18 protein-coding genes are annotated in these 22504 nt (G+C 42.1%); 10 read left to right on the top strand and 8 right to left on the bottom strand.

The features are described 5' to 3' along the window. Nucleotides 1-2: 2 nt before the first annotated feature. Nucleotides 3-1892, top strand: coding sequence for an MFS transporter (locus L3V77_RS04645; protein WP_275135941.1), 1890 nt, complete (start codon nucleotides 3-5; stop codon nucleotides 1890-1892). A gap of 123 nt (nucleotides 1893-2015) precedes the next feature. Next, nucleotides 2016-2933, top strand: a complete 918-nt coding sequence (locus L3V77_RS04640) for a putative sulfate exporter family transporter (protein ID WP_275135940.1) — start codon at nucleotides 2016-2018, stop codon at nucleotides 2931-2933. On the opposite strand, the gene L3V77_RS04635 is transcribed toward L3V77_RS04640, so the two are convergent. From L3V77_RS04635 to L3V77_RS04605, 7 genes are all read right to left on the bottom strand, one after another. After that, on the bottom strand, nucleotides 2907-3053 hold the full coding sequence (locus tag L3V77_RS04635) for a hypothetical protein (RefSeq protein WP_275135939.1): 147 nt from the start codon (nucleotides 3051-3053) through the stop codon (nucleotides 2907-2909). The genes L3V77_RS04640 and L3V77_RS04635 overlap by 27 nt on opposite strands. 95 nt (nucleotides 3054-3148) lie before the next feature. Then, a complete protein-coding gene (gene menE, locus L3V77_RS04630) occupies nucleotides 3149-4579 on the bottom strand; it encodes an o-succinylbenzoate--CoA ligase (RefSeq protein ID WP_275135938.1) in 1431 nt (476 codons plus the stop codon). A 32-nt stretch (nucleotides 4580-4611) separates the two neighbouring features. After that, nucleotides 4612-5604 (bottom strand): o-succinylbenzoate synthase, encoded by a 993-nt coding sequence (menC, locus tag L3V77_RS04625; protein WP_275135937.1) that lies wholly within the window; start codon nucleotides 5602-5604, stop codon nucleotides 4612-4614. 141 nt (nucleotides 5605-5745) lie between these two features. Beyond that, nucleotides 5746-6612, bottom strand: coding sequence for a 1,4-dihydroxy-2-naphthoyl-CoA synthase (menB, locus tag L3V77_RS04620; protein ID WP_275135936.1), 867 nt, complete (start codon nucleotides 6610-6612; stop codon nucleotides 5746-5748). Between the two features lie 30 nt (nucleotides 6613-6642). After that, nucleotides 6643-7437 (bottom strand): 2-succinyl-6-hydroxy-2,4-cyclohexadiene-1-carboxylate synthase, encoded by a 795-nt coding sequence (gene menH, locus L3V77_RS04615; RefSeq protein ID WP_275135935.1) that lies wholly within the window; start codon nucleotides 7435-7437, stop codon nucleotides 6643-6645. Continuing rightward, nucleotides 7424-9151 (bottom strand): 2-succinyl-5-enolpyruvyl-6-hydroxy-3-cyclohexene-1-carboxylic-acid synthase, encoded by a 1728-nt coding sequence (gene menD / locus L3V77_RS04610; RefSeq protein WP_275135934.1) that lies wholly within the window; start codon nucleotides 9149-9151, stop codon nucleotides 7424-7426. Before menD ends, menH begins: the two co-directional genes overlap by 14 nt. After that, a complete protein-coding gene (locus tag L3V77_RS04605; protein ID WP_275135933.1) occupies nucleotides 9148-10476 on the bottom strand; it encodes an isochorismate synthase in 1329 nt (442 codons plus the stop codon). Before L3V77_RS04605 ends, menD begins: the two co-directional genes overlap by 4 nt. 200 nt (nucleotides 10477-10676) lie before the next feature. Here L3V77_RS04605 and L3V77_RS04600 point away from each other — a divergent pair, with 200 nt between their 5' ends. The 4 genes from L3V77_RS04600 to L3V77_RS04585 all read left to right on the top strand — a co-directional run bounded on the left by L3V77_RS04600 (nucleotide 10677) and on the right by L3V77_RS04585 (nucleotide 14467). Then, nucleotides 10677-11891 (top strand): pyridoxal phosphate-dependent aminotransferase, encoded by a 1215-nt coding sequence (locus tag L3V77_RS04600; RefSeq protein ID WP_195702627.1) that lies wholly within the window; start codon nucleotides 10677-10679, stop codon nucleotides 11889-11891. Between the two features lie 157 nt (nucleotides 11892-12048). Further along, nucleotides 12049-12648, top strand: coding sequence for a 5'-deoxynucleotidase (gene yfbR / locus L3V77_RS04595; RefSeq protein ID WP_275135932.1), 600 nt, complete (start codon nucleotides 12049-12051; stop codon nucleotides 12646-12648). Between the two features lie 146 nt (nucleotides 12649-12794). After that, nucleotides 12795-13760, top strand: a complete 966-nt coding sequence (locus L3V77_RS04590) for a transposase (protein WP_275135931.1) — start codon at nucleotides 12795-12797, stop codon at nucleotides 13758-13760. A 341-nt stretch (nucleotides 13761-14101) separates the two neighbouring features. Then, nucleotides 14102-14467, top strand: coding sequence for a VOC family protein (locus L3V77_RS04585; RefSeq protein WP_275135930.1), 366 nt, complete (start codon nucleotides 14102-14104; stop codon nucleotides 14465-14467). 119 nt (nucleotides 14468-14586) lie between these two features. Here the strand turns inward: L3V77_RS04585 and L3V77_RS04580 are convergent, their stop codons facing one another. Then, nucleotides 14587-17073, bottom strand: a complete 2487-nt coding sequence (locus L3V77_RS04580; protein ID WP_275136693.1) for a nitrate reductase — start codon at nucleotides 17071-17073, stop codon at nucleotides 14587-14589. A 407-nt stretch (nucleotides 17074-17480) separates the two neighbouring features. Here L3V77_RS04580 and cobA point away from each other — a divergent pair, with 407 nt between their 5' ends. From cobA to L3V77_RS04560, 4 genes are all read left to right on the top strand, one after another. Then, the gene (gene cobA, locus L3V77_RS04575; RefSeq protein ID WP_275135929.1) at nucleotides 17481-18296 is read left to right on the top strand and encodes a uroporphyrinogen-III C-methyltransferase; all 816 of its coding nucleotides are present in this window, start codon (nucleotides 17481-17483) and stop codon (nucleotides 18294-18296) included. 57 nt (nucleotides 18297-18353) lie between these two features. Continuing rightward, nucleotides 18354-20894, top strand: coding sequence for a nitrite reductase large subunit NirB (gene nirB, locus L3V77_RS04570; RefSeq protein WP_275135928.1), 2541 nt, complete (start codon nucleotides 18354-18356; stop codon nucleotides 20892-20894). Between the two features lie 45 nt (nucleotides 20895-20939). After that, nucleotides 20940-21278 carry a nitrite reductase small subunit NirD gene (gene nirD, locus L3V77_RS04565; protein ID WP_275135927.1) on the top strand — a complete coding sequence of 113 codons (339 nt, stop codon included), beginning with the start codon at nucleotides 20940-20942 and terminating at the stop codon, nucleotides 21276-21278. 252 nt (nucleotides 21279-21530) lie between these two features. Continuing rightward, nucleotides 21531-22433, top strand: a complete 903-nt coding sequence (locus L3V77_RS04560) for a LysR family transcriptional regulator (protein ID WP_275135926.1) — start codon at nucleotides 21531-21533, stop codon at nucleotides 22431-22433. Nucleotides 22434-22504: the final 71 nt, after the last annotated feature.

Genomic DNA, 22504 nt, shown 5'->3' with positions numbered 1-22504 from the left:
GCATGCCTGAGCTAAACCCCTCTCCAACAAGCAGCAGTTCTTTGTTGACTCAAAGACGTTTTTTACCCTATTTTATTACCCAATTCTTTGGTGCATTCAATGACAATATTTTTAAGAATGTCTTACTCATATTGGTCGCCTTCACCGCGAGTGGCACCCTTTCTATTTCTTCAAGCCTTTTTATAAATATTGCTGCGGGGTTGTTTATTCTTCCTTTCTTTTTGTTCTCGGCAACCGCAGGTGAATTAGCTGATAAATATGATAAAGATTGGTTTATACGAAAAGTTAAGTTGGCAGAAATTGGCATTATGACTTTGGGCGCTATCGGCTTTATTACTCAAAGCTATGAGGTATTGCTTCTATTGCTCTTTCTTATGGGTACCCAATCTGCTTTCTTTGGCCCGGTTAAATATGCATTATTGCCACAACACCTAAAAAGCGAAGAGCTTCTAACTGGCAATGCTTTGGTTGAAACGGGTACCTTTCTTGCCATTCTTTTGGGTACCTTGGCCGCAGGTATTATTGCCTCAAGTGATAACGCTACCCATGTCGCTGCCCTTTCGGTAATGCTTTTCTCTATAATTGGTTATATCTCGAGTCGGTTTATCCCAAAAACACCCGCCGCGAATCCAACGGCAAAGATACGTTGGCAGCCGATAAAGCAGACAAAACACACATTAAGCATCGCAAAAAAAGATAGTGTGACACACAAGTCCATTTTAGCGATCAGTTGGTTTTGGTTTTTAGGCGCCAGTTACCTTACTCAATTTCCAAACTTTACCCAAATCTCTCTTCACGGCAGTGAAAGTGCAGTTTCGTTCCTTCTTGCTCTGTTTTCCGTCGGAATCGCGATAGGATCACAGCTATGTGATAAACTGTCTAAAAATCGAATAGAGTATGGACTCGTCCCTGTTGGAAGTATGGGCATTACTTTGTTTGGTATTTTGATGGCTTACTCGGTACCCGATAATCTACCGTCACTTACCTCTTTCGCAGACTTTGTTGGTTATAGAGAACTTTGGCCAACCTTTACTTATTTGGCTCTGTTAGGTATTTCTGGTGGGTTATTTATAGTGCCACTTTATACTGTGATGCAATTAAGAGCGAAAAAGACAGAATGCTCACAGGTCATCGCCGCAAACAATATCTACAATGCGCTTTTCATGGTTGGTAGCGCCATACTTGGTATCGTATTGCTCGGCATTCTAGAGATGCCTATTCCTGAATTTTTCATCTTTCTCTCTGTTATTAACTTTGTCGTGGTGCTATACCTTTTTTCACAGGTTCCTGTGTACGCGGTTCGATTTGTTGTATGGATAGTTACCCATATTATCTACCGGGTAAAGCATACCAACTTGCACCACCTGCCTAAAAACGGAGGCGCTTTATTGGTCTGTAACCATGTAAGCTATATGGACGCGCTGTTATTGAGTGCCGTCTGCCCTCGTTTAATACGATTTGTAATGGAAGAAGATTACGCTAACCTTAAACCACTTCGGCGCTTTTTATTTCGTGCTGGTGTTATCCCCGTTTCAGCGGCGAACAGTAGATCGATACGCAAGGCGTTCAAAGAGGTTGAACAAGCACTATCAGATGGTGAAATTGTCTGTATTTTCCCGGAAGGTCGATTAACTGGAGATGGTGAAATTCAACCCTTTATGCGTGGCATCGATATCATCATTAACCGCTCGCCTGTCCCCGTCATTCCTTTAGCTTTAAAAGGTATGTGGGGGAGTTATTTTAGCCGACATAAAGGACGAGCCTTTAAAGGCATCCCTAATCGGTTTAGGGCAAAACTAGAGATAGAAGCGGGAAGACCTGTCTCGCCAGAAGACGCCAATTCGGAATATATGCGTGAACAGGTACAAAAGTTGCGAGGAAGCTACAAGTAGCTTTTTGGTTTAGATAATACTTTCGTTTAATTAAACTTAACGGATGGTTAAGTAAATTAAGACATACTAAACGTCAATATCACGTTATGCTCATCGTGACTTTTACGTAATACGGCAGCAACAATGAACAGTAAAAAACTCCTTTTTTTCATCGCAGCAGCAATGTGTTTAACACCTTGGGTTTCTTCACCTACCGCCTTGGTTATTGGGTTTGTGCTATCAAGTTTGGGCTTTGTACCCCAAGACTTACCTGTCAGTAAAATAACCAAAAAGTTGCTGGCCTACTCTATTGTAGGATTAGGTTTTGGTATTCATTTTCAAGAAGCGCTAGCGGTGACTGGAGAGGGCATCGGTCTTATCGTTGTTTCCATTTTTGGCACATTAATCATAGGTACCTTAGTCGCAAAACAGATAGGTTTAAATAAGGAAGGTGCGTATCTGATCTCTGCTGGTACTTCTATCTGTGGTGGTAGCGCTATAGCCGCTGTTTCTCCTGCTATTAGAGCCTCTGATGAACAAACAGGCTTAGCCTTGGCGGTTGTCTTTGTTCTCAATTCTGTTGCGCTATTTGTATTCCCTTTAATCGGACACGCGCTTAATCTAGATCAGCATACATTTGGTACCTGGGCGGCTATCGCTATTCATGATACCTCTTCGGTGGTCGGTGCTGCTTCCGCTTATGGCGAAGAAGCCCTAAAAACGGCCACAACTTTAAAACTCGCACGAGCACTTTGGATTGTGCCCGTCGCATTTATTAGTGCCATGTTGTTTAAGAATGGTAGCAACAAAATAACCGTCCCTTTCTTTATTTTGTTTTATTGTGCAGCAATATTGATAAGCGATTACTTACCACAGTTTGAGGTTATATACGGAGGAATTTTTGCTATTGCAAAGCAAACATTGGTGGTCTGCTTGTTTCTTATCGGCTCAAGTATTTCTTTGGAAAAACTGAAAGCGGCCGGTGCTAAGCCTCTTTTATTTGGTGTTTTCTTATGGGTAATGGTTTCAAGCTTATCACTTGCTTGGCTGACTCTGGCGTGAATACAGATAACCAACAATAGTCAGAAAGGCACCCAATTCAGCTAAAGACTTAACGACGCCTTGGCTAAATAATGCGGTCGCAATTAACAGCACTGCTGTGGTAATCAACACAATCTTCATTTTAAAAGCTCTCTAATAACTAATATGCTTATTATTGAGCTTTCTTATAAGAAAACAAAATTCAGTTTTGGACTAAGACATAACCAATTGGTTCGCTAGATGGCTTTTCTCTTGCTCACTTGAGAGCCTATAAACCAAGCCTTTACCTTTGACCTAGACAGTTTTATCGATGGCCCTTCTAATAGAATTTCAGGCATAACGATATATTCAACAGGCCATTTGAATTTTTCAAGCCGCCGCAACAGAAACTGCTCCACATCTTTTTGCTCTAAAACATGCTCACTTTGAATAATGGCGACTGGCCTTGCTCCATACTCTTTATCTTGCACTGGAATTACCACCGCATTAGTGATTTTGGCATGTTGGGCTAAGACAAATTCGATCTCTTCACAATGGATATTTTCGCCGCCTGAGATAAATAAATTATCAACACGCCCGAGGATTCGTAATTGATCGCCTTCCCATTCGCCCAAATCTTTACTATCAAACCAATCATTATTAACAATTGGTGTTAACTTACCTCGATAAAAATACCCTGAAGCCAGCGTCTCTCCGCCGACGTATATTCGCTGTTTTTCCACCTTAAGAAGCCGATTAGGTAACAAGAAACCCACACCTAGGTGTTCATCCACTTGCTTAGCCATCACGGTAGAAGCTGATTCAGTCATACCATAACCTAGCCAAGTCTCTATCCCTCGACGATTTGCTTCTTGTGCTAGCGCCAATGGGATGTGACTACCACCCAATAACACTCGAGAAAGAGTGATCCGCTTTCCACTGTCAATTAAACGTTTGAGTTGTGTAGGAACAAGGGAGGCATGAGTTGCCCCCTGAAGATCGGTAAAAAGATCCTTTCCCTCGCCTACTTTTAGGCAAGCACCGACTGTTAACCATCGCCAGATAATAGCTAAACCTGACACATGGTACATCGGCAAGCTGAGTAACCACGTATCGTTGGGCTTAAAACCAAAACGAGCCAGCAACCCATGCGCGGAAGCTTCATGTTGTTTGCTCGTGTGTGCGACGGCTTTCGGTACCCCTGTAGAACCGGAGGTAAATACAATGCTGACAAGGTTGTCTGGGTGAACATTTGCAGGCGTAGTTGAGTCTGACTCTACGCAACATCCGATAGATATCTGTAGAATCGAGTAGAGCGTGTTGAGCGCTGTCCTATCAACAAGTTTGTTGGTCCCTTTTCCAAACCAGACATAGTTACAACCTAACGTATCAAGCTTTTGAACCAGCGGTGTATTCGTACTCGGTGCAATAAGCGCAGGAAGCGCACCCAGATGAATACAAGCCAAGTAGGCAAGTACCAGTTCAATACTGTTTTTAGAGACGAGAGCAACCACATCACCTTGACCGATATTTTGGCCACGCAGCGAAACCGTTACTCCATTGAGCAAGGCGCTGAGATGAACCCATGAGTACGTATTGTTTTCAAAAACCAACGCGCACTTGTTAGGCTCGCTTTCAGACCATAGTGATAACCAAGTTTGTACGCTATTTTCCAGTTGGTTATTCATTAACGCCAGTTCCCAAAGTCTTTACTCTTATTTTACTTACTTTGCCAAACAACTTGTTGTTCGTTTAATGGAACAATAGGAAGATCACATTGTGGCCATTTCACTTCAAGTTGAGCCCCAAATAGCTTAATTGTATCTAGGCCGGGCACAGACTCTGGAGTAAGCCATTGCGCAAGCCTAGCAAGTTGATTTAGACCCAAACTCGATTCTAAACTCGAACTGATCACAACCTTTATTCCATGACGGTTGGCATCCTCCACAAGCGACTGACAACGATAAACAGAACCAATTAACGTCGGCTTAATAATAATAACCTTCGCACCCGTCAGTTTTCCTAAATCAAAGTCAGGCTCTGAAACAGCGTCCTGTAACGTTTCGTCCCACGCAATAGCAATGCCCGTTTTAATAGCAAAGGTAAAACTCTGACCCGGCTCTTTGCATGGTTCTTCCACAAATTCTATGCGATGGCGGCGAGACGAATTAATATAAGAAGCAAATTTTTCTGCCTTTTCTGGCGTCCAAGCTCGGTTCGCATCTAAACGAACTCTAAGGTCGGGAATCGACTCCAAAAATAGGTTAACCAACATTCCATCACGAATAGGTTCATAGAGCCCTACTTTAATTTTGGTCACTTTTTTATCTAGTGGAAGTGCATCTAAAACCGGCAACATTGCATCGGGATCACCCGTGCATAAAGGCGCACTATCATAATTACCAGCCATTGGTAACTCGCCAGCAAGTTCGATCTCAGCAAAGGACAACCCACTCGCCACAGAAGGACACAGCTCATCATAAGCAAATGCATTGCCGTTGACCCAAAGCTCTAGTTGCGTCTGGGCCTGAATACCCGCCTGCTCGGTGGTTTCTTTACTGAAACCGACCAGTGGTGCAATTTCACCATATACCGTTTTGCCTTGCTCTGAGAGCTCGGCTATCCACCCGACTCTTTCTGTCAGCTTGCTGTCTCGGAGAATCACTCCACTGTCCATCGGAAGTTGGTATTTATATAGTTTAGCTTGACGCATGAAGGCCTCGGTATGGTGACATTGAAAAAGTTTGCAATCTAAAATCTACTCATAATGAAAACGAGTGTACTGAACGCCTTTATGTCGCTTAATTTTCAATTCTAAAAACTAAGCGACGTAAAGTACGGTTAAAAAACGAGATTATGGATTTCTTGGGAATTTAGAAAAGTCTGGACGGCGTTTTTCATTAAACGAGTTGCGCCCTTCCTGCCCTTCTTCTGTCATGTAGAACATCATCGTCGCATTACCTGCTAGCTCTTGCAGTCCCGCTTGACCGTCACAGTCTGCATTTAAAGCTGCTTTCAAACAGCGTAGAGCCATTGGGCTATGTTGTAGAACTTCACGACACCAACGAACGGTCTCTTTTTCAAGTTCGACCACAGGTACTACTGTATTAACTAGGCCCATGTCCAGTGCTTCTTGCGCATCGTAAAAACGACAAAGGAACCAAATCTCGCGGGCTTTCTTCTGACCAACAATGCGAGCCATATAAGACGCACCCCATCCTCCATCAAAAGAACCTACTTTAGGACCTGTTTGACCAAATTGAGCATTCTCTGCCGCAATCGTTAAATCACACATCATGTGCAGTACATGACCACCACCAACGGCATAACCGGCAACCGCAGCAATAACTGGCTTAGGACAGGTACGGATTTGACGTTGAAAATCAAGAACATTGAGATGATGTGTACCTTCTTCGTCTCTGTAACCACCGTAGTCACCACGAATTTTTTGGTCACCACCGGAACAGAAAGCATCTTCACCTAAACCAGTAAGAACGATGACGCCAACCTTTTCGTCATAGCGAGCGTCGGCTAATGCTTTCATCATTTCATTAACGGTTTGAGGGCGAAAAGCGTTACGAACCTGTGGGCGTGCGATAGTGATCTTAGCGATACCATCGGCGGATTTATGATAATGAATATCTTCATATTCAGAACTACAATCTGCCCAAGTTACTGGTGCGTAAAGTTCTTCTTCTGTCATTCCAATTGTTCTTGCCATGTTTTGGTCCAATTTGTTTTGTTGATCTTGCTAAAGCGTCTGCTCTAGCTGTATAAGTTTGGTTCGAATTAACTGTGCAAATTCTTCAGGTTGTTCCTTATGAACATTATGCCCGGCCTCTTTTATTGAAGTAAAAGATAGCTTACTTTGCTTGGCTAATTCAAAAAACTTCATGTCTTTTTCACCACATATGTAGTGAATAGGCTTACCAATGCGCACAATTTTATCCAACAGGTAAGGTTGATTGCCTAGGGATGTAGTGACTAACATTTCTGCAATTGCGCTCCCTTTATTGTGCGCTCTTCTCGTTATCAGTTCATCTCTTTGCTCGCGATTTAGAGAACTAAATACCGCTTGCTGGTACCAATCGCTTAAAACTTGTTCAATTGGTTCACACTTAAACCTTTCTGCCCATCGCCTATCATTAACCAGACGTTGTTGCCGTTCATTATCATCAATAAGTCCAAAATTGCCTCCTTCGAGAAAATAGCCAGTTATGTTTAGTCCATCAAAAGTGCCATTGGCTAATCCAAACATGGCCAGTCTTGCCCCCAAAGAGTAACCAATGATAATAATGGACCTATTTGGTCCTACTTGAGACAAAATTGTGTTAAATATTAACTGGCAAGTATGGGATAAACTGACTGGATGCCGATTGCAACTATAACCATGGCAAGGAAGGTCTACCGCCAAGCACGAGTATTGGTCAAGGCGATGAATCACCTCCTGCCAATCACTCCCATTGCCAAGTAAACCATGCAGAAAAACCAAAACAGGTCGCTGGCTATTCGTGCTCAGTTCATGATATTGGCTAATGTGCAGCATGGTTTCTTTGTATTAAATTTTTAATGTCATCAGAGGCTTGACCTGAAGGTGCACGCATCTCAATGAGCAACGCGCCTTTTCCTGAGTCAAGGTGTTCAGTTGCCACACCAATCAACTCATTCATATTATCTGGTTCAAGATATTTAAGATCAAACTGTTTGGCTGCGTATTTGAATCGATAACCATGAGGCATTTGGTAAAGTGCCGTTTTCTTTTCCTGTGGCACCGGCAAGAGATCAAATATAGCGCCACCATCGTTATTGGTCACCAAAATAATAATTGGCTCTATTGTATGGCTAAATAACGAAAGTGAGTTGAGATCGTAAAGCAGTGAAGTATCACCCAATAACACCAGCATCGCTTCTTTATTGATTCGTTGTACTCCTGCCGCCGTGGCTACCAATCCATCGATGCCCGATGCACCTCGATTAGTATAAGCTCGGTTTCCAAGCAGAGCAGTAACCATATCCAACAACCTTACAACTAAGCTGTTACCAATAAATAAATCTTTCTTACCTACTATTTTAGGAATCGCGATAGCCACACCCAGCTCAGAAAATTCATCACATTCAAGCGCAAGATTTTTTGCTTGTGAGGCGTATAGCTTCAACTCATCCGCCCACGATTTATGACGGCTGATTAACGGTAACTTAAGCAACAACTGATCATTCACCCACGCGACAATGCAAGAGTAGATATGTGTTTGGGGTAAATGGTCAGGGTTTGATCGGGTTTCTTCATTATCGATCAGATAATATTTCGCGGCATAATGAGTACACTGCTTCTTAATAAATTCGTTTAACGTTTTTGATACTAACCTAGACCCAAACTGCAGAATAAGGTCGCATTGTTCAAGCTTGGTTTTACCATTCGTTGTTCGTAACCAGAGATCATAATGCTGCCATTCACTAGATAAACCTGATTGAGGGTCGCACAATACTGGCCAGCCTAAGGCAATGGCTAATGCCTTTGCTTTCTCTGCATCGGCAACATCAACATTACCGATTACGATTAAGCCCTTGTGCGTTTGCAGCGAAATCATATCATTGATATCACGACCATCTCTTCGGATCTGTTGAGTGTAAGGCGTATCCTTGCTTTGCCAAGTATCTACACTCAGTAAATAGTCATCGTAAATAGACTTGCCTACATCAGAATACAAAGGCTCTGGGAATGGACAGTTGATGTGAACGGCACCACCAGTGCGTTTTTGCTGATGCATCAGGTTATCGACAGATGAGAGCAACCAAGTAATCGGTATGCTTTCAGTTGGACTTGGTAAATTAAGGCTGCCATTTACATGACTCGAATAGATACCAATCTGATTTATCGCTTGATTAGCACCACAATCGATCAACTCTGATGGCCGATCGGCGGTTAACACCACCAGCTTCTCACCCGTGAGCTTAGCTTCTGCAATAGCAGGCAATAAATTCGCGACAGCCGTGCCTGAAGTGACGATGATAGCGACAGGAGATAGACTTGCTTTTGCCATACCTAAAGCAAGAAAACCTAAACCGCGTTCGTCAAAATGAGTATGAATGGTGAGCTCTGGGTTGCTATCGGCTTCTAAGGTAAGCGGAGTAGAACGGGAGCCGGGAGCAATACAAACATGATGTACGCCTAGTCTAACCAGTTCTTCTAACATCACTTCAGACCAAATACGATTAAGCACGGCCTGATCTGTTTGGCGACTTAACGTATTTTGACTCATAGAGCGACTCCCAGAGGTTTATTTTCTTCCATTAAACTCAGTAAAGTTGCCATTTTTTTGTCGAGTTCTAACCACTCCACATCGGCTTGAGAACCTTTGACGATGCCTGCCCCTGAAAACAGATGCAATTCATCACCACTGACCAATGCACTTCTTATCGCGACACAAAATTCTGCCTTTTGGTGGCTGATATACCCCATCGAGCCGCTGTACCATCCACGAGAAAAAGGTTCATTCTCTTGGATGTAGTTAATCGCCTCTTGCCTTGGTAACCCAGCGACGGCCGCCGTTGGTTGCAATGCAGCAAGCAATTGCACACCATTTATTCCCTTTTTGAGGTGGGCATGGATCTCACGTTTTAAGTGCTGAACCTTTCTAAGACGTATCAACTTTGCATTATTTTGCAATTCTATATCATCCGTGAAAGGGGTTAGCCTTTCCACAATATCATCAACAACATATTGATTTTCAACGATATTTTTCTTATCATGCGTCAGCCAGTTCGCAAACTCAAGATCTTGTTGAGCATTGTCACCACGTCCAATCGTCCCGGCTAATGCTTCAGTTTCTAGCTCCTGCCCATTGCGGCTATATAGCCTCTCAGGTGTTGAGCCGATAAAAGCTTGCTTATCATTTAATGCAAATAAAAAATGAAAACTGTTTTTATTCTGCGCCCAGCTTGATTTTAATAGTTGCGCTGCAGAAATAAACCTATCGAGTTTAATAAGGCTTTTTCTCGCTAAAACAACTTTTTTAAATTGGTTTCGCTCAATTCTTTCTAAAACGTCTTCGATTTGATAACGCCATTTCTGCTCACAAGGAACATGCACGATAGATTGGATATGCGACGAGATAGGCAATAATGGCGTTACATCAACGGATAACATGTTTAACGCCGAGATAATCGCATCTTTATCGTCCGCTAAATTCACGCAAAGCGACCAGTTGTTGTCGAATCTAACCAGTTCAATTTGTGGGAGAAAGAAATACGCCGAAAGACCGCTACCGTCCTTTTCTGGTAGGTTGTCAAAAGATTTTCCTCCCCAAATACGCTGATTCTCGCCCAAAATTGTATAGGCTGGTGCGGGCTCAGAAAAAGTATGCACTTTTCCTAACGCAACGACCTCTTCACGGGTATCGCGTGACTGCCAGTAAAATTTAGGAAAATGAGGTTGGACCTCAAGCCAATCAATACAGGCTGCATTTGGTGCGCACGTCAAAGGTTGAGCAATTCTGATGTCTTGCTCTTTAGCGTTGGCGACCTGATTAACGAGTTCATCGATGGCTTGACTAAAATGAGACAAATCTACCTCTAAGTGTTTCATAGCAATATCTAATATTATGCACCGCACTCTATTTGCTGACTAGCTCCAAATCAAGTTAGATCCTCACTTTTGAGTTAGTGGTAAAGGAATATAGCCCAAAAGGAGTAACATCCTGTTAATTCATAACAGATTTTTATACTATGGAACGACAAAGTGGTGTAATTTGATAAAGTAAAATAAGAATTAAAGGGAATAGAACCATGTATAATATCGGGATGTCATCAAAACTCGATAATGTCTGCTACGACATTAGAGGACCAGTGCTCAAACATGCTAAACGCATGGAAGAAGAAGGTCATAATATTCTAAAGCTAAATATTGGGAATCCCGCCCCGTTTGGATTTGATGCCCCTGACGAAATTCTTGTTGATGTGATTCGCAACTTACCGACTTCCCAAGGTTACACCGATTCGAAAGGTATCTACTCCGCTCGTAAAGCCGTAGTACAGCACTATCAACGCCGAGGTATTCACAGCTTAGACGTAGAAGATGTCTATATAGGCAACGGTGTTTCAGAACTTATCGTTATGTCTTTACAGGCGTTATTGAATAACGGCGATGAGCTTTTAGTACCGGCTCCAGATTACCCATTGTGGACAGCCGGTGTCTCGTTATCAGGCGGAACACCGGTTCACTACATATGCGATGAAGAATCTGATTGGTACCCTGATCTTGATGATATCAAAAAGAAAATCAGCAAAAAGACACGCGGAATTGTTCTTATTAACCCGAACAACCCAACTGGTGCTGTCTATAGCCGAGATTTTCTACTCGAAGTAATAGAAATCGCTCGTCAAAACAATCTGATCATCTTTGCTGACGAGATCTACGATAAAGTCCTTTACGATGGAGCCACACATACCACCATGGCGAGCTTAGCCGATGATGTATTAATGGTGACCTTCAACGGCTTATCTAAAGCCTATCGCGTATGTGGATTCCGTAGTGGCTGGATGTTCTTAACCGGTCCAAAACATCTTGCTAAAAGCTATATTGACGGGCTAGACATGCTCGCATCTATGCGTCTATGTGCCAACGTGCCAATGCAACACGCTATCCAGACAGCATTAGGTGGTTACCAGAGTATTAATGAATTAATACTGCCCGGTGGACGTTTACTAGAGCAAAGAGATAAGGCCTTCGAGCTTATTACTCAAATACCGGGGATCACCTGTGTCAAACCAAAGGGCGCAATGTATCTGTTCCCTAAAATTGATACCAAAATGTACAATATTAAAGATGACCAAAAAATGGTTCTCGATTTCTTGGTCCAAGAAAAAGTACTCTTGGTACAGGGCACTGGCTTTAATTGGCCTAAGCCGGATCACTTTAGAATCGTCACCTTACCGCACGTAGAAGACTTAGAAATAGCCATTGGTCGATTTGAACGATTTTTAACTACCTATAGCCAATAAAAATATCTATGATAAAAGGCTCCTTATTAGGAGCCTTTTTCATTTTAAGTTAGTTAAACGGGATGTTTTGGAACAGGACACACACCTGATTAGCATAGACATTGAGACAAAATTTAGATCGAACACACCAATTCTGTAACAGTTAAGGGAATCATCAATGAAACCACAGCAAAGTACATTCATGGCATGGGTAACTCGTATGCCTTTAATAAAACGCTGGGCATTAATGCACTGTTTTCAGGAAGAAAACGTCTCTGAACATTGTCATCAAGTATCGGTTATTGCCCATTTGTTGGTTGTCATCAAAAACAAACGTTATGGAGGAAACTTAAGCCCAGAGAAAGCGGCGGTCGTCGCCATTTATCATGAAATTTCAGAGACAAAGCTTCAGGACATCAACTCCAAAACCAAATACCATAATCCGGAATTTACGGCTGCTTTCAAAAAACTCGAAGATATTGCAGAACAAGAATGTCTAGAAACCTTACCCGAAGATTTACGTGACGAATTCTCTAATCTTCTTATCCAGAAAAATGTAAATGTTGAATACAAAGCCGTAGTTAAGGCCGCTGATATCCTCTCTGCCTACATCAAAACAATGAATGAACTTAGGTTCCATAATGACGAGTTTTTACACGTAAAAGAGGGTCTTGATCCTCGTATAGAACAACTCATTGAAACCATGCCCGAAGTAAAAGACTTTATGGATATATTTTGTGATAGCTGCACAACGACTTTAGATAAGATATCGGGTTAATTTTCATCAAGGACATACACCACAAGAACTATTAAAGAATGATGCTTTGATCTATCTGTGCCATTAATGTACCGAACATCTGAATAGTATCTTTAATAAGCATAATGTTTAGTTTCAATTGCAATTTATTGTATCTGGAGTTAATCATGACCACGGCCAGAAATCAGCTCGTTTGCCTAGAATCAACTCAATATTATCATTGTGTATCACGCTGTGTACGGCGTTCTTTTCTTTGTGGCGAAGATTCAGTATCAGGCAAAAGTTATGAGCACCGCAGAGGATGGATAGAGAAAAAAATCCTTACATTGGCATCGATATATTGTATCGATGTTTGCGCTTATGCTGTGATGAGCAACCACTATCATCTAGTTTTACATGTAGATGAAAATGAAGCCAAAACTCTTACGATGCATGAAGTGGTAGAACGTTGGTCTAAAGAACACAAACTCCCACAATTGATATTGAAATGGCAACAAAATCAACGGTTAAGTCAAGCTGAAATAAGGGCCTGTGAAAGTATCATTAAATGTTGGCGCACTAGGCTATACAATTTAAGTTGGTTCATGAAAGAACTTAATTACGACATCGCCTGTAGAGCCAATGAAGAAGACCATTGCAAAGGTCACTTTTGGGAAAGTCGATTTAAGAGTCAAGCTCTGATGGATGAGCAAGCTCTCGTTGCAGCTATGGCTTATGTGGACCTAAACCCAATAAGAGCAAGAATAAGTCAGACGCCAGAAACATCCAAATATACATCCATTAAGGCGAGATTAGAGGCACTAAATAGTCTGCAAGAAAAGGTTCCGGGATTATCTGCTTTCATTGGCAACCCAAACAACGAAATGCTCAAGGGTATCCCGTTTAGGCTCATGAATTATATAGAATTAGTCGATTGGAGTGCAAGACAGCTTAGAGAAGATAAAGCAACGATTTCCGCAGCATTACCTCCGATACTTAAACGACTTAATCTAACCCAAACTAATTGGTTGAGAGCTTGTACCAGTATTGAAAATAAACGTGTCACATTGATTGGAAGCTATTCTGGTCTTAGAAAACATAATCACCTGAACAAACGAAAACGCACATGCGCTTTACAACTAGATATTGATTGATTCAGCGCTCTAATTACTCACACTACTACCGCAAAGCTTAATTCCTATGTAACCTAACTCGTCCAAAAAACCTTCATTTCTTACTTATTTTAGCAACTAAAGACAATGCATACCGTTAGTCAGCTAAAACAGACTCAAATTGATGCTATTACATGTTTGTACAAATGATAGACATGTGGATTGCGGTGTGGGATTGCAGTGTGTGTCCTTGAGAATAATCTCAAAATGAACTAAGTTTGATATTATCCTCAAGGCTTTACAATCATAGCTTTTCGTTGATAAACATGAAATTTATCATTTAGTAGTGTGTGTCCAAACGAAATTTGTGTAAGGAATCCCCCGTGAAAATACTCACAAATATATGCTCAGATAACTTATGTGAAAGTAAACGATTTTACGTTGAGCTTCTTGGTTTCAAAATTAAATATGATAGTGAGTGGTATGTGCAACTTTGCTCACCAGAAGATTCAGAAATTGAGTATGGCATTATTCAAAGAAATCATGATCTGGTTCCCAAAGAGTATCAACAATTACCTAATGGAATGTATGTCACTTTTGTCGTGTCTGATGTCGATAGTGTTTATAAAAAGGCAATAGAGTTAGATCTACCTATTATTCAAGAACCTAGAAATGAATTTTATGGACAACGTAGATTTTTAACTAAAGATCCAAATGGTTGTTTAATTGATATCTCTTCACCATTTTAACATCTGTTAGCGTCGTGGTAATAATGTATAGCTCAAGTGAGTTGAGGACATATTTGGTTTTAATAACCGCTGTTTTCATCAACACCGGGTTAAGGTGTGTGTCCTTGAGAAGGATACCTTTACGCACTCTTTTCCCCTAGAAAAGCTAATTCAGCATCTGTATCGAATGGGTTGTTAAATTCCGACACTAGATTGTTTATCTGCCACTCTTTGATATCTGCTTGAATCAGGACAAATTGGGACAGTCCATATTGGCTAGTGGTAGCAAATTTATGTTGCGTACCAACAATGCCCGTCTCAACGCTTAGCGTCCTCCCACCGACATCAATTAATTTATCTTTTAAACACAGGGAGAGCTCATAGACAGAAAGTGAGGACTCTATTCTGTACAGGTACCCTCCTTCAATTTTTTGCCTCGACCAATAATCATGTTCATTAAAGTCCATTGGCTGCTTAGAAGCGAATACCGCTCCGCTCTGGTATTGGCAACCGCAAATCGTAACGGGCGTATGTTTGAATTCAGGTTGGCCTGAAAAAGAATCAGTGTGAGGTGAAATAAGATCACACGGTTTGCTATTTTTTGCGGTAATGCTATTCCAATGAATGGGAATAAAAAGATGTTCTAGTGCCATATCTTCCGTAACTTCAACCCTAACCTGACACTCTCCTCTGAAGCTAGACACCTTAGCTAATTGTCCATTTTCCACACAATACGCCGCCGCTGTAGTTGGGTGAACCGACACATAGGGTTCTGGTCGATACTCGGACAATCGCGCTGATAGGCCTGTTCGAGTCATCGTGTGCCATTGATCTCTCGAACGTCCACTGTTCAACAACAATGGAAATGCACTGCTGGTGCTACTTTTTGGTAAAGCATGCTGAACCGGAATGAACCTCGCACGTTTGTCAGCGGTGAAAAACTGAGCATCGGAAAAAAAACGTTGGTCAACGATCTCTGTCTGAAGGGTTTTTACTGGCCATTGTTGTGGTGCAAGACGGCTATAGCCTTTGTCATCCAATTGGGTTAATCCGATCAGGTCAAGATCTCGCTGACCATTTCTATTTCCCTGCGTAGTTAGCTGTGCATGCTCACGAAACACTTCTCCCTCATGGCGATAATTAAACGCCTCTTTAAAGCCCATTTTCTGCCCTACTTGGCTTATTATCCACCAATCTGGTTTCGCTATACCAGGGCTTGGTAATAGTCGACGCTGACGAGATATCCGTCGTTCCGAATTGGTGACTGTCCCCGATTTTTCACTCCAACCTTGAGCGGGTAAAACCAGATCAGCAAGCCTTGTGGTTTCCGTGTCTGCAATACAGTCGGAAACGACGACAAATGGGCAGGTTTCTAGTGCTAGTTTGATTTTTTCACTATCGGGTAGACTAACAACAGGGTTGGTAGCCATTATCCATACGGCCTTTATTTTTCCTTCTGCCATCGCGTCAAACATATCCACCGCTTTTAGTCCCGGCGTGGTTGCTAACGTGTCAGTTTGCCAGAACTGTTTTACCGTAGCGAGATGTTCTGGGTTTTCAAACTCCATATGTGCGGCGAGTGTATTGGCTAACGCCCCTACTTCCCTCCCCCCCATAGCATTAGGCTGACCAGTCACTGAGAAAGGGCCACTACCTACTTTACCTATTTTGCCGGTAGCAAGGTGACAATTAATAATACTGTTTACCTTATCTGAACCAGAACTCGATTGATTTACGCCTTGGGAATAGATAGTGACGACTTTTTTAGACTGCGCAAACTGCCGATAAAAAGAGCCTAATTCCTCTCGTGTTAAACCGGTAGTCCGTTCGATATTTGTCTCTAATTTAGCCAACTCAAGTGCTTGAGAAAAACCGTTAGTGTGAGTATTAATAAAGGCAGAATCGAGGTAATCATGTTCGGATAAAAAACGGAGTAGACCATTAAAAAGAGCGACATCTGAACCTAATTTAACCGCCAAATGTGCATCCGAAATCGAACATGTGTCCGTTTTCCGCGGATCGACCACAACTATTTTTAGTGATGGGTTGTTCTGTTTTGCTACTCTCAAACGTTGAAATAAAACCGGATGACACCACGATAAATTTGATCCAACAATCACTATCAGTTCTGATTTTTCAAGATCGTCATAACAGATAGGTACAGTATCCGATCCAAATGCTCGTTTGTGGCCCACTACCGAAGAAGCCATACAAAGACGTGAGTTACTATCTATATTCCCTGTCCCCATAAATCCTTTTACAAGCTTATTGGCAACATAATAATCCTCAGTAAGTAATTGTCCTGATACATAGAAAGCAACAGAATCCGGGCCATACGTTTCAATTGCCTGTGCAAATTTAGCCGCTACCTGAGATGTAGCCGTATCCCAGTCCAATGACTTACCACCTTCAACACTATTATCAATAGGGGTTAATAAGCGACCATCTTGTATTACCGTGTCTCCAAGTGCGATACCTTTTGTGCAAAGTTTTCCGAAGTTAGCGGGGTGAGCTATGTCTCCGCGAACTTCCAATTCCCCAGATAATTTTGGTCGAGCTTCGATACCACAACCGACCCCACAATACGCACAAGTAGACTTAATCCAACCATCATTAACCTGAGTCATCATCGCCCTTAATCCTAATAAAAAATATTTACTATTAGTCATTACGTAGCAACATACGAACCAACTACACATATTGCGCCATTTTAAATTTTTTATTCTATATTATTAATAAGTTAACCACATCAATACCTCTAAAGTAGTAGGCCCATTTTTGTGATAGAAATGCACTTTTCAGTATCTTTTGCACTACTACACAGCCTTTTGCACCATAACGAATCAATTCATAGAAAAAAAACAGATAACCCGTCTATCCAGTCAAACATGACAACCGAACTTATTGCCAATAACTATTTGTTTAATATGAATTAAAAATAATTATTAACAATTATGCATCATTTGGGCACCTATATTGCAATGGGCTGTTCATAAGATTTTCAGTTATGTATGAATTTAGTGTAGGAGTCAGGATGATGAATAAACATTGCTCAAAAACAGGCACGGTAACACTCGTTGGAGCTGGCCCTGGAGACCCTGATTTGTTGACGGTAAAAGCCGCAAGAGCGATTGAGCAAGCGGAGCTAATCGTTTTCGACAATCTCGTCAGCGAAGCTATTCGGACAACATTCCCTCAGCATGCCGAAACCCTTTATGTCGGAAAAACGAAAGGTCTGCACAGCGCAACGCAAAACGACATAAACCAGCTTTTAGTCGAGCACGCTTTACAAGGTAAAAACATATGCCGTATTAAAGGTGGCGACTCATTTATCTTCGGTAGAGGTGGTGAAGAGATGCTACTACTCACTCAAAAAGGTATCCAAGTCAACGTTATACCTGGCATTACCGCCGCCTCAGGATGTGCTACTTACGCAAATATCCCCTTAACTCACCGTGGGTTAGCACAAGGCTGTACGTTCATTACCGCCCATGCCGACAAACAACTTGATTTAAATTGGTCTGCGTTAGCAACACTCAATCAAACACTCGTTATTTATATGGGCTTAAGCAAATCCAGATTGATAAGCGACAGGCTGATTGAAGGAGGATTACCAAGCAATACCCCTGCGGCCTTTATTGAGAATGGTTGTACTCCTGAGCAGCGAGTCTTTACTGGCGAACTTGGTGAACTTGAGCAAATGATGCAGAGCAATCAAATCCTGTCACCGGCCTTGATCGTCATCGGGAAAGTGGTTTCTATAAACCAGCAAATGCAATGGCTAAAACAGCGAACAGAACGGGTTGTTGATGCAGACAGCTCAGAAGAAAATTTCAAACTATCCGCGTAGTTTAAAACATCGCAATAACGGTAAGTATTTAGTAATTTTTGAATCAGGAATGTAATTATGAGCAAGCAAAGAATTATCGTTGTAGGCAACGGAATGGTTGGCCACAAATTTATCGATACCCTCATTCAATCTGAGCGAAGAGACGTTGAGATCATCACTTTTTCCCGGGAGTCTCGCCTTGCATACGATAGAGTACAACTGACTTCCTATCTAACAGGTAAAACAGCACAAGATCTTGCGATGACAGACGAGTCTTATTACCAAGAAAACGGTGTCAGCTATGTCGTCAATGAGGAAGTAACCAAACTGAATACCGTTGATAAACAGGTTATTACTGCCAGTGGTCGCATTGAAGCTTACGACAAGCTTGTCTTAGCAACCGGTTCCTTCCCTTTTGTACCGCCTATTCCGGGTAACGACCAAGAACACTGCTTTGTATACCGAACTATTGAAGACCTCGACGCTATAGAGTTATCAAGCAAACAGAGCAAAATTGGTGTGGTTATTGGCGGTGGCCTACTTGGTCTTGAAGCGGCCAATGCGATTAAAAATCTCGGACTAGAAACACACGTTGTCGAATTTGCCCCAAGGTTGATGGCCGTGCAACTTGATGATGGCGGCGGTGCGCTACTTCGTCGCAAGATCGAAGATATGGGCGTCATTGTTCATACTGAGAAAGCAACCACTGAGATTGTCGACGGTGAAACAGCTCGTTATCGTATGAATTTCGCCGATGGTACGCATGTAGAAACCGACATGATTGTTTTCTCCGCGGGTATTCGCCCACAAGATGAGCTCGCAAGAAGTGCTGATATAGGCATTGGAGAACGTGGAGGAATCACGATCAACAACTTTTGCCAAACTAACTTAGAGGATGTCTACGCCATTGGTGAATGTGCGCTTTGGCAAAATCAAATTTTTGGTCTCGTCGCCCCGGGTTACCAAATGGCCAAAGTTGCCGCGAATCATTTATTGACAGAAGGTGACCAAACCTCTCCGTTTCTTGGGGCAGATATGAGTACCAAGTTGAAATTGCTTGGTGTTGATGTGGCCAGTATCGGTGACGTACATGGTAAAACAGAAGGCGCACAATCTTTTACCTACAACGACGAAATAGAGCAAGTGTATAAACGCCTAATCATTTCCGCAGACGGGACAAAAATCGTTGGGGCCGTATTGGTGGGAGACGCCAATGCCTATGGCACTCTATTACAAATAAAGCAAAACGACATGCCATTACCATCAAATCCTTCTGTGTTGATTTTACCTAATGTGATTGATGATGAATCACCGGCTATGGGCATCAATGCATTACCGGATACCGCGGTTATTTGTTCTTGCTTTGATGTCACCAAAGGCGATATCAAAGCAGCGGTGTCTTCTGGTTGTGTGACCATGGCGCAGCTTAAAGAAAGCACCAATGCATCAACGGGTTGTGGTGGTTGTGCGACACTGGCTAAGCAGGTCTTAGACAGTGAGTTGGCTCAACTGGGTGTGGAAGTAAACAACAACCTTTGTGAACACTTCGCCTACTCTCGTCAGGAATTAAGCGACATTGTTCGAATCAACAAAATAAAAACATTTGATGCACTACTTAAAAACCATGGCAGTGGTTTAGGTTGTGCTATTTGCAAACCAACAGCTGGTTCTATACTTGCCTCTTTTTGGAACGACTATGTACTTGAAAACCGCCACATGGAGCTCCAAGATACGAACGATATTTACCTCGGTAACATGCAAAAAGATGGCACGTATTCTGTTGTGCCTCGTATCGCTGGCGGAGAAATCACGCCAGATGGGCTAATAGTGATTGGCGAAGTTGCCAAAGAGTTTGACCTGTATACAAAAGTGACCGGGGGTCAACGTATCGACTTATTTGGTGCACAATTGAACGACCTACCTGCCATATGGACGAAATTGGTTGATGCTGGATTTGAAACTGGACACGCCTATGGAAAGTCACTTCGAACAGTTAAATCTTGCGTTGGCAGCACGTGGTGTCGCTACGGAGTCAAGGATAGCGTTGGCTTCGCTATTGACGTAGAAAACCGCTACAAAGGATTGCGCGCGCCACACAAAATCAAGTTTGGTGTTTCTGGTTGTACTCGAGAGTGTGCAGAAGCTCAATCAAAAGATATCGGTATCATTGCAACAGAGAATGGTTGGAACCTCTATGTGTGTGGTAATGGCGGCATGCGTCCACGCCATGCAGACTTGTTCGCAACAGACCTCGACGACAGCACACTAATTAAATATATCGACCGAGTATTGATGTTCTATATCCGTACCGCCGACCGTCTGCAACGTACATCCGTTTGGCTAGAGAACCTTGAAGGAGGTATCGATTACCTCAAACAAGTGGTTATCGAAGACAAAATCGGTGTGTGTGATGAGCTTGAAAAAGAGATGGCCTATAGCGTTGCAAACTACCAATGTGAGTGGAAAACCACCTTGGCATCGCCACAAAAACTTAAACGATTCAGTCATTTTATTAATAGTGATCAACGAGACGAGAATCTTCAATTTGTTTCTTTACGTGAGCAGCGATTCCCAAAATCTGTCGCTGAACAAAAAATAGAGATAGTGGAAGTGGAATAACAACCATCATGCTAAGAAAGAATCCAAAATGTAAGGAATTGAGATATGAGTAACTGGAAATCTATTTGCAAAGAACAAGATCTTGCGCCAAATGTTGGTAGTTGCGCACTAGTAGACGATAAACACGTCGCTATTTTCAACTGCAAACGCACCAATACGCTTTACGCAATAGCCAACTATGACCCAATTGGCAAAGCATCCATTTTATCCCGAGGTATTATTGGCTCGATTGAAGGCCAGCCTTATGTCGCATCGCCATTGTATAAGCAACATTTTCACCTAGTAACTGGGGAATGCCTAGAAGAGCCCGAATATCAACTTGAAACCTACCCAGTTCGATCTGTAAATGGTGAGATACAAGTTCAATTGCCGGATTGTGTGTAATTAATACCAATCTGTAAAATTAACTGATCCGCGATATGATTGCCATCGCACCGGCATCAATGGACAGAAAGATCCGACCCTGAAGCATGGCTAGTCGGTACTTCAGGGTCAACTGTCAGGTTGCCTTCTCATTAACAAGGCACTTTTAATTCTCAATTTTTCCTCTCACCAGAGACTTTCTGTTGATATATAGCGCCAATACTGAAAAACTATTTCCTCATGGCCACAATATTCTTCAAGGTTATCTTCCTTATGCTTAATAACGTGAATCTTTCAGATATTCGATCTTTCGTGCTCATCGCTCAATTAGGTAATTTCACTAAGGCCGCAGAAGCACTGCAAGTCTCTCGATCGCATGTATCACGACAAATTAGCGCACTAGAAGCTAAAATTGGCGTGAGCTTACTGATTAGAACGACCAGAACCCTGCGCTTAACTCAGGCAGGTGAAGCCTTTTACGCACAATGTGAAGGAGCACTGAATGAAATTGACCAAGCGTTGATTGCTGCGGTTGATGATACCAATGATGTACGAGGGCTGATCCGAGTTAACTGCGTTGGTGGATATATTGGTGAAGAAATCATTGCACCCTACATTAGTGAATTCATGGCGTTATATCCAGAAATCAATATACATCTTGATTTTAGTAGCCATCGAATTGACTTAATCGAAGACCAATTTGACATCGCTTTTCGCATGGGAAAATTAGAAAATGCAGGATTCGTAGCAAGAAAGCTCATGGATATCAATATGGTGACCTTAGCCAGCCCAAAATATGTACAAAATCATGGCTTACCTTTGCATCCAAAAGATCTTAACCAGCATAAATGTTTAACAGGCTCAGTGAAGAAATGGCGTTTTCTATCGTTAGATGATTCAACCCAGCATTATGAGGTCACTATCGACGGTAATTTGTTGTGCAAAAATGGCAATGTGTTGATAACTGGAGCGCTACACAATAACGGGATTATTCGAGTGCCTGAAATGTATTGTAAGCATTCCATTGAATGCGGTGAATTAGTCGAGATATTCCCCAACTGGAAGGTTCCAAATTCGCCCTTTTCTGCCATTTATCATAAAGACAAATATCAACCTAAAAGACTTAGAGCCTTAATTGATTTTGTAACAACAAAGTTTGAACACGATCACCACTAAAACGCCATCATCGTTTCTTGCCTAACCGACAAAAAGATTGTTGCACATAAACAACAGTCTTTAAACCTGCA

Origin of the sequence: Vibrio sp. DW001, from assembly GCF_029016285.1 — a bacterium.
Classification (GTDB): domain Bacteria; phylum Pseudomonadota; class Gammaproteobacteria; order Enterobacterales; family Vibrionaceae; genus Vibrio.
This window is presented reverse-complemented; position numbering and strand designations above follow the sequence as displayed.